Origin of the sequence: Streptomyces sp. NPDC096323, from assembly GCF_040302845.1 — a bacterium.
Taxonomy (GTDB): domain Bacteria; phylum Actinomycetota; class Actinomycetes; order Streptomycetales; family Streptomycetaceae; genus Streptomyces.
The window spans coordinates 269,241-283,085 of record NZ_JBEOSI010000009.1 but is presented as its reverse complement, the minus strand read 5'-3'; the positions used below and the strand labels follow the sequence as shown (position 1 = coordinate 283,085).

13 protein-coding genes are annotated in these 13,845 nt (G+C 71.5%); 12 read left to right on the top strand and 1 reads right to left on the bottom strand.

Annotation, left to right across the window (positions count from 1 at the left end; translation table 11 throughout):
- Positions 1–53 precede the first annotated feature (53 nt).
- The 11 genes from ABTX18_RS25625 (at position 54) to ABTX18_RS25575 (ending at position 10,410) form a co-directional block, all read left to right on the top strand.
- Entirely contained in the window at positions 54–1,535 is a 1,482-nt protein-coding gene (locus ABTX18_RS25625; RefSeq protein ID WP_352125083.1) for an aldehyde dehydrogenase, read from the top strand.
- Between the two features lie 29 nt (positions 1,536–1,564).
- Complete coding sequence (locus tag ABTX18_RS25620) at positions 1,565–2,533, top strand: VOC family protein (protein ID WP_352125082.1); 969 nt, start codon at positions 1,565–1,567, stop codon at positions 2,531–2,533.
- Entirely contained in the window at positions 2,530–3,369 is an 840-nt protein-coding gene (locus tag ABTX18_RS25615) for an aspartate dehydrogenase domain-containing protein (protein ID WP_352125081.1), read from the top strand. The genes ABTX18_RS25620 and ABTX18_RS25615 overlap by 4 nt, the downstream gene beginning before the upstream one ends.
- Complete coding sequence (locus ABTX18_RS25610; protein WP_352125080.1) at positions 3,366–4,166, top strand: alpha/beta fold hydrolase; 801 nt, start codon at positions 3,366–3,368, stop codon at positions 4,164–4,166. Before ABTX18_RS25615 ends, ABTX18_RS25610 begins: the two co-directional genes overlap by 4 nt.
- 44 nt (positions 4,167–4,210) lie before the next feature.
- A complete protein-coding gene (locus ABTX18_RS25605; RefSeq protein WP_503061206.1) occupies positions 4,211–4,732 on the top strand; it encodes a cupin domain-containing protein in 522 nt (173 codons plus the stop codon).
- A complete protein-coding gene (locus ABTX18_RS25600; RefSeq protein WP_352125079.1) occupies positions 4,732–5,490 on the top strand; it encodes an SDR family oxidoreductase in 759 nt (252 codons plus the stop codon). The genes ABTX18_RS25605 and ABTX18_RS25600 overlap by 1 nt, the downstream gene beginning before the upstream one ends.
- A gap of 137 nt (positions 5,491–5,627) precedes the next feature.
- Entirely contained in the window at positions 5,628–6,413 is a 786-nt protein-coding gene (locus tag ABTX18_RS25595; protein WP_352125078.1) for an SDR family oxidoreductase, read from the top strand.
- A 35-nt stretch (positions 6,414–6,448) separates the two neighbouring features.
- Positions 6,449–8,119 (top strand): thiamine pyrophosphate-binding protein, encoded by a 1,671-nt coding sequence (locus ABTX18_RS25590; protein ID WP_352125077.1) that lies wholly within the window; start codon positions 6,449–6,451, stop codon positions 8,117–8,119.
- Positions 8,116–9,078, top strand: coding sequence for a PDR/VanB family oxidoreductase (locus ABTX18_RS25585; protein ID WP_352125076.1), 963 nt, complete (start codon positions 8,116–8,118; stop codon positions 9,076–9,078). The genes ABTX18_RS25590 and ABTX18_RS25585 overlap by 4 nt, the downstream gene beginning before the upstream one ends.
- A 26-nt stretch (positions 9,079–9,104) precedes the next feature.
- Positions 9,105–9,335, top strand: a complete 231-nt coding sequence (locus tag ABTX18_RS25580) for a recombinase-like helix-turn-helix domain-containing protein (RefSeq protein ID WP_352125075.1) — start codon at positions 9,105–9,107, stop codon at positions 9,333–9,335.
- Between the two features lie 7 nt (positions 9,336–9,342).
- Positions 9,343–10,410, top strand: a complete 1,068-nt coding sequence (locus ABTX18_RS25575; protein WP_352125074.1) for a Rieske 2Fe-2S domain-containing protein — start codon at positions 9,343–9,345, stop codon at positions 10,408–10,410.
- Positions 10,411–10,546: 136 nt separating this feature from the next.
- Here the strand turns inward: ABTX18_RS25575 and ABTX18_RS25570 are convergent, their stop codons facing one another.
- The gene (locus ABTX18_RS25570; RefSeq protein ID WP_352125073.1) at positions 10,547–11,101 is read right to left on the bottom strand and encodes a MarR family winged helix-turn-helix transcriptional regulator; all 555 of its coding nucleotides are present in this window, start codon (positions 11,099–11,101) and stop codon (positions 10,547–10,549) included.
- Positions 11,102–11,228: 127 nt separating this feature from the next.
- Between ABTX18_RS25570 and pepN the strand changes: the two genes are divergently transcribed.
- Positions 11,229–13,754: an aminopeptidase N gene (gene pepN, locus ABTX18_RS25565; protein ID WP_352125072.1), complete on the top strand. Its 2,526-nt coding sequence runs from the start codon at positions 11,229–11,231 to the stop codon at positions 13,752–13,754.
- Positions 13,755–13,845 lie beyond the last annotated feature (91 nt).

Genomic DNA, 13,845 nt, shown 5'->3' with positions numbered 1-13,845 from the left:
GCCCTTAGATTTTTAGGCCTGAGGTAATCGAACCGATCGCAGGAGGCCAACGGATGCTTGCCGACGAGGTGTTGGTCGCGGGGCAGTGGCGACAGGGCCGTGGCGCCCTCATCGAGACAGCCGACCCGGCCACCGGCCAGGTCATCGCCACCGTCCACGCCGCATCCCTCGACGACGTCGAGGAGGCCGCCACCGCAGCCGCCCGCGCCGCCCACGACCCCGCCTGGCGCGAGCTCCCCGCCCACCTCCGCGCCCGGCTCCTCCACCGCATCGCCGACCTCGTCGAGCAGAGCGCCGACCGGCTCTCCGCCCTGCAGACCGCCGACACCGGCAAATGCCGCACCGAGACCCGCGCCCTCGTCCACAGCGCCGCCGGCACCTTCCGCTACACCGCCGCCGCACTGGAGACCGCCGAGGACGCCCTCACCCCCTCCCGCGGCCCGTACGTCACCATGAGCGTCCACGAACCCATCGGCGTCGTCGGCGCGATCACCCCCTGGAACTCGCCGATCGCCAGCGACGCCCAGAAGCTCGCCCCCGCCCTCGCCGCGGGCAACGCCGTCCTTCTCAAGCCCGCCGAGTGGACCCCCCTCGTCGCCCTCGCGCTCGGCCGCCTCGTCCACCAGGCACTCACCGAGGCCGCGCTGCCCACCGCCCTGCTCTCCGTCCTGCCCGGCCGCGGCAGCGTCATCGGCGATGCCATCGTCCGCCACCCGGCCGTGGAGAAGATCACCTTCACCGGCGGCACCGCCACCGGCCGCACCCTCGCCCACGCCGCCGCCGACAAACTCATCCCCGTCTCCCTCGAACTCGGCGGCAAGTCCCCGACGATCGTGCTGGAGGACGCCGACCTGGAGCAGGCCCTCGCCGGCGTCATGTACGGCGTCTTCTCCTCCAGCGGACAGAGCTGCATCGCCGGCTCCCGCCTCTTCGTCGCCCGCTCCCGCTACGAGGAGTTCCTCGACGCACTCGTCTCCCGTACGGAGAAGCTCCGCGTCGGCCCCGGAACCGACCCCGACACCCAGGTCGCCCCCCTCGTCCACCACCGCCACCGCGACAGCGTCGCCGCCTACGTCGACCTGGCCCGCGAGGAAGGCGCCACCGTCCGGTGCGGGGGAGCGGCCCCCGAGGGCGAGCGCTACCGCGACGGCGCCTACTACCTCCCCACCGTCCTGGACGGCCTGCCCAACACCGCCCGCGTCTGCCAGGAGGAGATCTTCGGCCCCGTCGTCGTCGCCCTGCCCTTCGACGACGAGGACGACCTCGTCGCCCAGGCCAACGACAGCGTCTACGGACTGGCCTGCGGCATCTGGACCCGCGACCACGCCAGAGCCTGGCGCCTCGCCCGCCGCATCGACGCGGGCACCGTCTGGATCAACACGTACAAGCAGTTCAGCATCTCCACCCCGTTCGGCGGACTGAAGGACAGCGGCATCGGCACCGAGAAGGGCCGCGACCTCATCCGCGGCTACCAACGGCAGAAGTCCCTCTACTGGGCCACCGACACCACTCCCCTGCCCTGGGCCGCCCAGTGAAGCCGAGCGAGACGATTCCGGAGCCCCCCATGCCGTACGAGAACACCGCACGCCCCCCGCTGGAACCCGTCGCCCGGCTGCGCGCCCTGCGCTCCGTCGAGCTCCGCACCCCCGCCTTCACCGAGTCCGCCGACTTCTACGCCGAGGTCTGGGGCCTGGAGGCCGTCGAACGCGAGAGCGACGCCACATGGCTGCGCGGCACCGGCGAGGAACACCACGTCCTGCACCTCGCCCGCGGCGAACGCAACGGCCTCGGCCGCATCACCTTCGCCGTCGCCACCCCCGCCGAGATCGACGAGGCCGCCCGCCGGCTTCTCGCCCGCGGCATCGTCCCCGTCGCAGGACCCGGCCCCCTCGACCAGGTCGGCGGCGGCTACGGACTCCGCTTCACCGACCCCGAGGGCCGGCTGATCGAACTCAGCGCCCAGACCCACGCCGTCACCCCGCGCGGCAGGGACGCAGCCGTCCCCGTCGGCGTCACCCACACCGTCCTCAACACCACGGACATCGACGCCGCCGTCGCCTTCTACACCTCGGTCCTCGGCCTGCGCGTCTCCGACTGGTCCGAGCACCAGATGGCCTTCCTGCGCTGCAACGCGGACCACCACTGCATCGCGTTCAACCAGGCCGAGTGGACCTCCCTCAACCACGTCGCCTACGAGATGACGTCCATCGACCACTTCATGCGGGGCCTAGGGCGCCTGCGCCACCACGGCATCAACCCCCAGTGGGGGCCCGGCCGGCACGGCCCCGGCGACAACACCTTCTCGTACTTCACCGACCCCGCCGGGCTCGTCTGCGAATACACCTCCGAGGTCGCCCAGATCGTCGAGGACGCCTGGATCGCCAAGGTCTGGCGCCGGACCCCCGACCTCTCCGACCTGTGGGGCACCGCAGGCCCGCCCTCGCCCGCCATCCGTGGCCACATGGCCGGCACCCCCGACCCCGGACCCCTCGCCACCGCACCCTCCGACACCACCGAAGAGGTGACCGCATGACCGCCACCCTCACCCCCCGGCCGGACACCTCCGCCCGCCCCGCCCGCCCCGTGCGCCGCATCGGCCTCGTCGGCTGGGGAGCCATCGGACGCGTCGTCGGCACCGCACTCGCCGAAGGCCGCATCCCCGGCGCCGAACTCACCTGCATCATCGACAACCGGCCCCTCGTCGACGCCCCCGCACCCCAGCTCTCCTTCGAGGACGCCCTCGCCGTCTGCGACCTCATCGTCGAAGCAGCGGGCCAGGCCGTTGTACGGGAATGGGCCGAGCGCGTCCTCGACAGCGGCGCCGACCTCCTCATCGCCTCCACCGGCGCCCTCACCGACCCCGCCCTCACCGACCGGCTCCGCGCCGCCGGACCCGGACGCGTCTACTTCACCGGCGGAGCCGTCGGCGGACTCGACCTCCTCCAGGCCGTCCGCGGACTCGGCCCCCTCACCACCGTCACCCTCACCACCACCAAACTCCCCGCCACCCTCCACCAGCCCTGGATGGACCCGGAAATGACCGAACGGCTGCGGACCACCACCGAACCCGTCGAGGTAATGCGCGGCACCGCGACCGACGTCCCGGCGAAATTCCCGAAGTCGACCAACGTCGCCGCATCCGTCGCGCTGGCCACCGGCGACCCCGCCCTCGTCGAGGTCGTCGTCGTCGCCGACCCGGCCGCCACCCTCACCCGGCACGTCATCGAAGCGGCCGGCCCCCACGGCACCTACCGCTTCGAGGTCGCCCACCGCCCCGACGAAACGAACCCCGCCACCAGCCAGGTCGTCCCGCACGCCGTGCTCCGCAGCCTCGGCGCCGTCGTCGGCCGGGCAGGACAGATCCTGTGACCACCGCCATCGCCACCGCCGGGGTTCATACGCGCGAAGCCGGCGACCCCGACGCCCCGCTGCTGCTCTGCCTCCACGGCATCGGCTCCTCGTCCGCCGCCTTCACCCCGCAACTCGACGCTCTCGCCGACCAGGTGCACGTGGTGGCATGGGACGCACCTGGCTACGCGGACTCCGCCGACCCCGCCCACGCCCCCGGCCTCGACGGCTACGCCGACACCGCCGCCGCCCTCATCCGCGCACACGGCGGCCCCGCCCACGTCCTCGGCGTCTCCTGGGGCGGCGTCATCGCCCTGCGCCTCGCCACCCGCCACCCCGACCTCGTCGCCTCCCTCATCGTCGCCGACTCCAGCCGCGGCTCCGGCACCCGGCCGGACAAGGCCGAGGCCATGCGCGGGCGGGCACAACAACTCGCCGACCAGGGCCCCGAAGCCTTCGCCGCCGCCCGCGGACCACGCCTCGTCTCCGACGCCGCACCCCCCGCCCTCGTCGAACGCGTCGTCGCCACCATGGCCGCCTCCGTCCGCAGCCCCGGCTACGGCCACGCCGCCGCGTCCATGGCCGAGACCGACCTCACCGACGACCTGCCCGCCATCACCGCACCCGCCCTCGTCCTGTGCGGCGAACAGGACACCGTCACCGGCACCGACGAGTCACAGGCCATCGCCGGCGCACTCACCAAATCCGTCTACGTCACCCTCTCCGGCGCCGGACACCTCTCCAACCAGGAACGCCCCGAGGCATTCAACGCCTGGGTCCGCGCCCACCTCCACGTCGTCGCCCGCACACCCGCGTGACGACGAGACCCCACCCCACCCCCGAACCAACCAAGGAGCATCTCGTGCCCATCGACAACACCCCGTACGAGACCGACGGCGACCTCGCCAAGTTCACCGACTCCCTCATCGCCACCAAGGACTCCCGCGAACCCGACTGGAACACCCTCTCCTTCCAGGAGAAGGCCGGCGCCCAGTACCGCCGCGCCCAGATCCGCTACGTCGGCTCCGGCGCCACCGGCAACCACGAGAACGACAACCGCATCCTGCCCTCCGGCGGCTTCACCCTCTCCAACATGCTGCTGCCGCCGGGCGCCGAAGGCCCCGAGCACACCCACCACGACGTCGAGGAGGCCTTCTTCGTCCTGGAGGGCCAGGTCAGGGTCGGCATCCACCGCGGCGCCGACGAGGCCGAATACCGCACCCTCGGCTACCGCGACATGATCGTCGTCCCCGCCGGAGTCGCCCGCTCCCTCAAGAACGAGGGCGACACCGACGCCCTGTTCTGCGTCATCATCGGCACCCAGAAGCCGCAGGTCCCCACCTACCCCGCGCACTCCCCGATGCACGGCATCACCCGCGACTGATGGCCACCGACGACACCCCCCGTACGGTCGTCGTCACCGGCGCCGGCCGCGGCCTGGGACTGGCCGCGGCCCGCCGGATCGGCAACGACGGCCACCGCGTCGTCATCGCCGAACTCGACGCGACCACCGGCCGGCAGGCCGCCACCGAACTGCGCGCCGCAGGCATCACCGCCGACTACCACCCGCTCGACGTCGCCGACCCCGGCTCCGTCGCCGCCCTGGCCGCCACCCTCGCCGGCGACGGCAGCCGGCTGTACGGCCTGGTCAACAACGCCGGACTCGCCAACGCCGTGGGCGGCAAACCGTTCCACGAGATCGACGTCGACGCCTGGGACCGCATCATGACGGTCAACGCCCGCGGCCCCTGGCTCGTCGCCCGCGCCCTCCTCCCGCTCATGCGGGCCCACGGCAGCGGACGCATCGTCAACCTCGCCTCCGACGCCGCCCTGTACGGATCACCCCGCCTCGCCCACTACATCGCCTCCAAGGGCGCCGTCATCTCCCTGACCCGGGCCATGGCCCGCGAGACCGGAGACTTCGGCATCACCGTCAACGCCGTCGCCCCCGGCCTCACCGAAGGGGAGTCCGCCCTCGACATACCCGCCGAACGCCACGAGCTGTACCGCCTCAACCGGGCGATCTCCCGACCCCAGCAACCGGCCGACCTCGTCGGCCTGATCGCCTTCCTCATCGGCGACGAATCCGGCTACATCACGGGCCAGACCTTCGCGGTCAACGGCGGGTTCACGATGAACTGACAAATCAAGCCCGTCATGGGGGTCCCCCCCCCATGCCTTTAGGGCCATGGGGGAGATCGAGGACAAGGCGGTGCGCCGGACCGCCCCGGCCCATCCCCACCCCACCCGTACCCGTACCCCCAACCGCAAGGAACCCCATGGACCTCCGCCTGAAAGGCCACCGCATCCTCGTCACCGGCGGCAGCTCCGGCGTCGGCCTCGCCACCATCCGCATGCTGCTCGCCGAAGGCGCCCGCGTCGCCACCTGCGGCCGCCGCGCCGACGCCCTCACCAAGGCACTGCACGGCCTCGCCGGCCCGGACACGCTCTACCACGCCCCCTGCGACGTACGCGACGAAGCCGCCGTACAGGCCTTCACCGAAACCGCAGCCGCACACTTCGGCGGGCTCGACGGACTCGTCAACAACGCCGGCGCCTCCCGGATGAAACCCTTCGCCGAGACCACCGCCGACGACTGGCGCGACGAACTCGAACTCAAATTCTTCGGCGTCCTCAACCCCCTCAACGCCGCCCTTCCCCACCTGCGCGCATCCGGCAACGCCTCCGTCGTCAACATCAACGCCGTCCTCGCCAAACAACCCGAGACCGCACTGATGACCACCAGCGCCGCCCGCGCCGGCATCCTCAACCTCTCCACCTCCCTGTCCAAGGAACTCGCCCCCGACGGCATCCGCGTCAACTCCGTCTGCCTCGGCCTCGTCGACACCGGCCAGTGGGAACGCCGCTACGCCGCCTCCGGCAGCGCCCTCGACTACCCCGCCTGGCAGGCCGCCCTCGCCGCCGACCGCGGCATCGCGCTCGGCCGCCTCGGCAACGCCGACGAAGTCGCGTACGCCGTCACCGCACTCCTGTCACCCAGGGCCTCGTACATCACCGGCACCACCGTCGACGTCTGCGGCGGCGTCAACCGCGCCGTCGCATAACCCCCCCGTCCCCACCCCCTCAGGAGCACCCCGACATGACCCGGCCCAATGGCGGCGACCTGCTCGTCGAGACGCTGCGCGCACTGGGCGTCGACACGGTGTTCGGCATCGTCAGCGTGCACAACCTGCCGCTCGTCGAAGCCGTCGACCGCGACCTCCGCTTCGTCCCCGTCCGCCACGAAGCCGCCGCCGTCAACGCCGCCGACGGCTACGCCCGCGCCACCGGCAACCTCGGCTGCGCCCTCACCAGCACCGGTACGGGCGCCGGCAACGCCGCCGGATCGCTCATCGAGTCCCTCAGCTCCGGCACCCCCGTCCTCCACATCACCGGACAGATCGACAGCGAATACCTCGGCTCCGGACGCGGCTTCATCCACGAGACCAAGGACCAGCTCGGCATGCTCCGCGCAGTCTCCACCCACGCCGTCACGGTCACGGACGCCGCCAGCGCCGGCGACATCCTCCGCGACGCGGCATCCCGCGCACTCACCGCCCCGCACGGCCCCGTCAGCGTCGAATGGCCCATCGACCTGCAGTTCGCCCCCCAGCAGCTCACCGGCACCCCCGTGCCGGAACCGGCCGCCCCCGCCCCGCCCGACCCGGCACTCCTCGACGAAGCGGCCGCCCTGCTGTCCGCCGCCCGCCGCCCCCTCGTCTGGGCCGGTGGCGGCGCCAACACCGCCCGCCCCGAACTCGCCGCACTCCTCGACGCGCTGAACGCCGGACTCGTCACCTCCAACTCCGGCCGCGGCTCCGTCCCCGAGTCCGACGACCGCGTCCTCGGCAACTACGCCACCGCACCCGCCGGCCGCGCGCTGCTCGCCGAAGCCGACGTCCTGCTCTCCATCGGCACCCACTTCCGCTCCAACGAAACCGCCGACTACAGCCTCGAACTCCCCAACGTCCACATCCAGCTGGACCTCGACCCGGCCGCCCCCGGCCGCGTGTACCCCGCCACCGTCGCCCTCCACGGCGACGCCACCGCCGTACTCGCCGCCCTCCTGGGACGCGTCACCAGCGGCGGTACGGAGCCGAGCTGGCCGGACCGCGTACGCAAGGCCCGCACCGACGCCCGCACCGCCCAACGCCACGCCATCGGACCCCAGGCCGCGATCAACGACGCCATCCGCGACGCCTGCCCGCCCGGATCCGTCATCGCCCGCGACGTCACCATCCCCTCATCCACCTGGGGAAACCGGCTCCTGGAGATCACCGACCCGGCCACCAACATCTTCCCGCGCGGCGGCGGCATCGGCCAGGGCCTCGCCATGGGCATCGGCGCCGCACTCGGCCGCCCCACCACCCCCACCGTCGTCATCGCAGGCGACGGAGGCCTCGCCGTCCACCTCGGCGAACTCCTCACCCTCGCCCAGGAGAAGCCCGACCTCACCCTCCTCGTCTTCAACGACGGCGGCTACGGCGTCCTGCGCAACATGCAGGACAACCACTTCCCCCGCCGCTCCGGAGTCGACCTCACCACCCCCGACTTCGCGCTGCTGGCCGCCGCCACCGGCCTCCCGTACGCCCGCATCGCCTCCGAAGCCGACGCAGGACCCGTCATCAAGGAAGCCGTCACCACCCCGGGCCCCACCCTCGTCGAGATCGACCTCACCGCACTCGGCCCGATGAACACCCCCTTCACCCCGCCCGTCAAGCTCCCCGCCACCGCCACCGATACCTCTGGAGAAGGAGGCAACCCGTCATGACACCCGCCGAGGAACCCCGGCTCGACCTGCTCGTCCACCGCATGACCTGGGAGGCCGACAACGTCCTGAGCATCGAACTCACCCACCCCGCCGGCGACCCCCTCCCCGCCTGGCAGCCCGGCGCCCACATCGACGTACACACCGGCGGACACATCCGCCAGTACTCCCTGTGCTCCGACCCCGCCGACACCACCCAATGGCGCATCGGCGTCCTGCGCGAACCCGCATCCCGCGGCGGCTCCGCCCACCTTCACAGCCGGCTCCGCCCCGGCCAGACCCTCCACGTCCAGGGACCCCGCAACCACTTCGAACTCGACACCACGGGCGACGCCACCGGCTACCTCTTCATCGCCGGCGGCATCGGCATCACCCCGATCCTCGCCATGGCCCGCGAAGCCGCCCGCACCGCCATTCCCTGGCGGCTCGTCCACGGCGGCCGCACCCGCACCTCCCTGGCCTTCGGCGCCGAACTCACCGCACTCGCCGAACTCCCGGGCGGATCCGTCGAGTTCGTCCCCCAGGACGAACACGGCCACCTCGACCTCGACACCCTCCTCGGCGACCTCGCCCCCGGCACCCAGGTCTACTGCTGCGGCCCCGAACCCCTCCTCGCCGCCGTCGAGGAACGCCACCCCGACGCGCGTACGGAACGCTTCGCCGCACCCGCCTCCGCACCCCGCGACGCCGAGGACAGCACCTTCGACATCGTCTGCTCACGCACCGGACGCACCGTCGAAGTCGCCCCCGACACCTCAGCACTCGACGCACTGGAGAACGCCGGCATCCCCGTCGCCTCCTCCTGCCGCGACGGCATCTGCGGCACCTGCGAGACCAAGGTCCTCGAAGGCACCCCCGACCACCGCGACTTCCTCCTCACCGACACCGAACGCGAAGCCGGCGCCTCGATGATGCTCTGCGTCTCCCGCGCCCGCACCCCCCGCCTCGTACTCGACCTCTGACACGCCCCCGAAGGGAGCCGGCCCACATGACCAGCCCGACCACCCCCCAATACCTCGAACCCCACCAGGCACGCACCGCCGAACCCACCCCGTACGAGAAGAAGCTCGCCGCAGTCATCGAAGAGGTCTTCGGCAGCGGAGCCCACGACCTGCCCGGCCTCGTCGCCGGACTCAACGCCCGCGACCTCCCCGCCCCCGACGGCAGCCCGTGGACCGAGGAAACCTTCCGCAACGAGATGCGACGACTGGGAGCGTGAGCCAACCATGACGACCGACACCACCACCCCCGTACAGCCCGGCACCCCCACCCGCCCCTCGGAAGTCGCCCGCCCCGGCAACCGCACCGCAGACCGGCTCTTCGCCACCGGCATCCGCAACCAGTGGTACGCCGTCTGCCCCTCCGACCACGTCCCCGCCGGCGGCATGAAGCGCCTCACCCTCCTCGGAGAGGAATGGCTCCTCTTCCGCCGCGCCGACGGCACCCTCCACATGCTCGAGGACCGCTGCCCCCACCGCGGCGCCCGCCTATCCCTCGGCAAACACCTCGGCGACCGCATCGCCTGCTGGTACCACGGCGTCCAGGTCGACGGCACCGGCACCGTCGCCGCCGTACCGGGCCTCCCCGGCTGCAACCTCGAAGGCAGACAACTCGTCGCAGCCCCCCACGTCATCGAGACGGCCGGCGGCATCCTCGCCTACTTCGGCGACAACGAGCACCCCGAACCCGCCCCGCTCGCACTCCCCGAACACCTCACCGACCCGGGCACCTCCACGTTCCTCTGCTACGCCGAGTGGAACGTCAACTGGCGCTACGCCGTGGAGAACCTGCTCGACCCCATGCACGGCTCGTTCCTCCACCGCGACTCGCACAGCATGGCCGAAGGACAGACCACCGCACGCTTCCGCATCCGCGAGACCGAACGCGGCTTCTTCTTCGAGAAGACCGACCAGAGCGGCGTCAACTTCGACTGGGTCGAGCTCTGCCGCACCGGCGTCGACTGGGTCGACCTCGCCATCCCCTACCCCCCGACCGCCGGCCCCGGCGGACCCTTCGGCATCGTCGGCATGGCCACCCCCATCGACGAGAACCGCTGCGCCGTCTTCTTCTGGCGCTACCGCAAGGTCACCGGCTGGCAGCGCGACACCTGGCGCTTCCTCTACAAGACGCTCCTGGAGGACCGCCACTGGGACGTCCTCGAACAGGACCGCATCATGCTGGAGGACCTGCGCACCGACGCCGACCAGGCGGAAAACCTCTACCAGCACGACCTGGGCGTCGTCCGCGTCCGCCGCATGTACCGCACCGAGGCGGAAGCCCAGGCAGCCGGCTGAACGAGGTCCTCAATCGCCGGCACACAAACCTGGACACAGGCACATCAGCCACTTGCAAGCCCGTCCGGCGATTGAGGACACGCCCCGCGCCGGAGGAACGGCGCCCCGCGGAGCGCCCCGCACCGCTAAACCGCGACTACTCGCCCGACTCCGCAGCCAGCACAGACCGCTCAAGCTTCTCCAGCAACCCCGCCAACTGCGCGCACTCATCCGCCGACAACCCCGCCAGCATCCGCCGCTCATTGTCCAGATGCTCCGAGAACAACGCGTCGATCAACGACAGACCCTCATCCGTCAGCCGTGAGTGCACCACCCGCCGGTCCTGCGGATCCCGCTCCCGACGGATCAGCCCGTCCTTCTCCAGACGGTCTATCCGCAGCGTCACGCCCGCCGAACTGATCAGCCCCGAATCGGCCAGCTCACCCGCCGTACGCCGGAACGGCGCCCCCGCCCGCCGCAACGCCGTCAGCACATCGAAACCGGCCATCGACAGGCCCCTGCGCTCCACCGGCCGCGAGATCGCCGTGCTGTAGCGCAAAAACGCCCGGTGCAGCCGGCCGAACACCTCCAGCGGAGCCGTGTCCAGCTCGGGCCGCTCCCGCCGCCAGTCCGCCACGATCGACGCCACCGCGTCCTCACGCGGGGCCGGACCGGCCGACTCCCCGGACCCCGCAGAGCCGTTCTTCGCCATCCCGGGCACCCCTCCGTACACGTACACCGTCATCAAGAATCTTAGTCCTCAAAGGACGACGGCGGCCCTCGTCAGCCCAGCGAGAACCCCCCTGCACACCGCACGCCCCATACGGCAGCATGGCCCCATGTCCGTACTGACGCGCGATGAAGCGCAGGCCCGAGCCCAGTTCCTCGACGTACACCGGTACACGGTCGACCTCGATCTGACCGCAGGGGAGGAGACCTTCGACTCCCGAACCGTCATCCAGTTCACCGCCCTCGCCACTGGTGACACCTTCGTCGAGCTCAAGCCCGCCACCTTGCGCTCCATCAGCCTCGACGGCCACCCCCTGGACCCCGCGCACCTCGACGAGAACCGCTTCCCCCTCACCGCCCTCACCGCCGGCGCCCACGAACTGCGCATCGACGCCGCCATGCGCTACTCCCGCACCGGCGAAGGCATGCACCGCTTCACCGACCCCACCGACAACGAGACGTACGTCTACACCCAGCTCTTCATGGAAGACGTCCAGCGCGTCTTCGCCGCGTTCGACCAGCCCGACCTCAAATCCGTCTTCGCCCTCACCGTCACCGCCCCCGAAGGCTGGACCGTCCTCGGCAACGGCATCGCCGAACACACCGGCGACGGCCGATGGACCCTCGCCCCCACACCCCCCGTCTCCACCTACCTCGTCGCCGTCGCCGCAGGCCCCTGGCACTCCGTGACCACCGAACACGCCGGACTGCCCTTCGGCATCCACTGCCGCCGCTCGCTCGCCCCCCACCTCGACGCCGACGCCGCCGAAATCCTCGACATCACCCGCGCCTGCTTCGACCGGTTCCACGAGAAATTCGACGAGCCCTACCCCTTCGACTCCTACGACCAGGCCTTCGTCCCCGAATTCAACGCGGGCGCCATGGAAAACCCCGGCCTCGTCACCTTCCGCGACGAATTCATCTACCGCTCCGCCGTCACCGACACCGAACGCCAGACCCGCGGCATGGTCATCGCCCACGAAATGGCCCACATGTGGTTCGGCGACCTCGTCACCCTCGCCTGGTGGGACGACATCTGGCTCAACGAGTCCTTCGCCGAATACATGGGCTACCAGACCCTCGCCGAAGCCACCCGCTTCACCGACACCTGGGTCGACTTCGGCGTCGCCCGCAAGGGATGGGGATACGACGCCGACCAGCGCCCCTCCACCCACCCCGTCGCCCCCGACCCCGCCGCCGTCCCCGACACCGCGTCCGCGATGCTCAACTTCGACGGCATCTCCTACGCCAAGGGCGCCTCAGCCCTGCGCCAACTCGTCGCCTGGCTCGGCGAAAAAGACTTCCTCGCCGGCATCAACACCCACTTCGCCCGCCACAAATTCGCCAACGCCACCCTCGCCGACTTCATCGACAACCTCGCCTCCGCCACCGACCGCGACGTCCACGCCTGGGCCGACCAGTGGCTGCGCACCACCGGAGTCGACACCCTCACCCCCCACATCACCGAGAACGACACCACCTGGTCCCTCACCGTCGACCACCACGGCACCCGCCCCCACCACATCACCGTCGGCACGTACGACCACACCATCGACACCCAGGCAGGCCCCGACCGCCTCGTCCTGCGCGAACGCTTCGACCTCGGCATCCCCCAGGAGACCGGCACGGCACAGAACGGCGACAGCGCCACCACCCGCCCCGGCCGCCGCCCCGCCCTCGTCGTCCTCAACGACAACGACCTCACCTACGCCAAGGTCCGCCTCGACCCGGACTCCTGGACCACCGTCCTGAACAGCCTCTCCGGCATCCCCGACGCCCTCACCCGCGCCGTCGTCTGGAACGCCGCCCGCGACATGGTCCGCGACGGCGAACTCGCCCCCACCGCCTACCTCCAAGCCGCCCGCACCCACCTCCCGCACGAAACCGACCTGGCACTCCTCCAAGGCGTCCTCGCCTTCGCCGACACCCAGATCGCCGCACGCTACGTCACCCCCGAACAGCGGCCGGCCGCCCTCGCCATCCTCACCTCCCTCACCCGCGACCTCATCCGCCGCACCGAGGACGGCACCCAACCCGGCCTCCGCCTCACCGCCGTACGCCACTTCATCGACGCCGCCACCCAGCCCGACACCATCCACGGCTGGCTCACCGACGGCACCGCCCCCGGCGGCCCCGAACTCGACCCCGAACTCCGCTGGCGCATCCTCACCCGCCTCGCCGTCCTAGGCGCCACCGACGAAACAGCCATCGCCGCCGAACTCCAAGCCGACCCCAGCGCCACCGGCCAGGAAGGCGCCGCCCGCTGCCGCGCCGCCCTGCCCACCTCCGAAGCCAAAGCCGCCGCCTGGCACGCCCTCTTCACCGACGACACCCTCTCCAACTACCTGTTCACCGCCACCGCCCAAGGCTTCTGGCAGCCCGAACAGACCGACCTCCTCACCCCCTACGTACCCCGCTACTACCCCGACGCCACCGCACTCGCCGTCCGCCGCGGCCCCGCCATCGCCGAAGCCGCCGGACGCTACGCCTTCCCCACCCACGCCATCGACGCCCACAGCCTCCACCTCGGCGAACAAGCCCTCACCGACCAGGCCCTCATCCCCGCACTCCGCCGCAAACTCGCCGACCAGATCGACGACCTGCGCCGCGCCCTCACCGTCCGCAACGCCCACTGACCCGAAACCCGCACACCCCGCACCACCCGTGCCCGGCCCGCCCTCACCCGAGGACAGGCCGGGCACACCCGTTTTCCGGACGCCCCACTAC

Excerpts from the sequence above, each read along its gene's own strand:
- ABTX18_RS25595 (WP_352125078.1), top strand. The coding sequence starts at position 5,628 with ATGGACCTCCGCCTGAAAGGCCACCGCATCCTCGTCACCGGCGGCAGC.
- ABTX18_RS25580 (WP_352125075.1), top strand. The coding sequence starts at position 9,105 with ATGACCAGCCCGACCACCCCCCAATACCTCGAACCCCACCAGGCACGC.
- ABTX18_RS25625 (WP_352125083.1), top strand. The coding sequence starts at position 54 with ATGCTTGCCGACGAGGTGTTGGTCGCGGGGCAGTGGCGACAGGGCCGT.
- ABTX18_RS25620 (WP_352125082.1), top strand. The coding sequence starts at position 1,565 with ATGCCGTACGAGAACACCGCACGCCCCCCGCTGGAACCCGTCGCCCGG.
- ABTX18_RS25570 (WP_352125073.1), bottom strand. The coding sequence starts at position 11,101 with ATGGCGAAGAACGGCTCTGCGGGGTCCGGGGAGTCGGCCGGTCCGGCC.
- ABTX18_RS25615 (WP_352125081.1), top strand. The coding sequence starts at position 2,530 with ATGACCGCCACCCTCACCCCCCGGCCGGACACCTCCGCCCGCCCCGCC.
- pepN (WP_352125072.1), top strand. The coding sequence starts at position 11,229 with ATGTCCGTACTGACGCGCGATGAAGCGCAGGCCCGAGCCCAGTTCCTC.
- ABTX18_RS25585 (WP_352125076.1), top strand. The coding sequence starts at position 8,116 with ATGACACCCGCCGAGGAACCCCGGCTCGACCTGCTCGTCCACCGCATG.
- ABTX18_RS25590 (WP_352125077.1), top strand. The coding sequence starts at position 6,449 with ATGACCCGGCCCAATGGCGGCGACCTGCTCGTCGAGACGCTGCGCGCA.
- ABTX18_RS25600 (WP_352125079.1), top strand. The coding sequence starts at position 4,732 with ATGGCCACCGACGACACCCCCCGTACGGTCGTCGTCACCGGCGCCGGC.
- ABTX18_RS25575 (WP_352125074.1), top strand. The coding sequence starts at position 9,343 with ATGACGACCGACACCACCACCCCCGTACAGCCCGGCACCCCCACCCGC.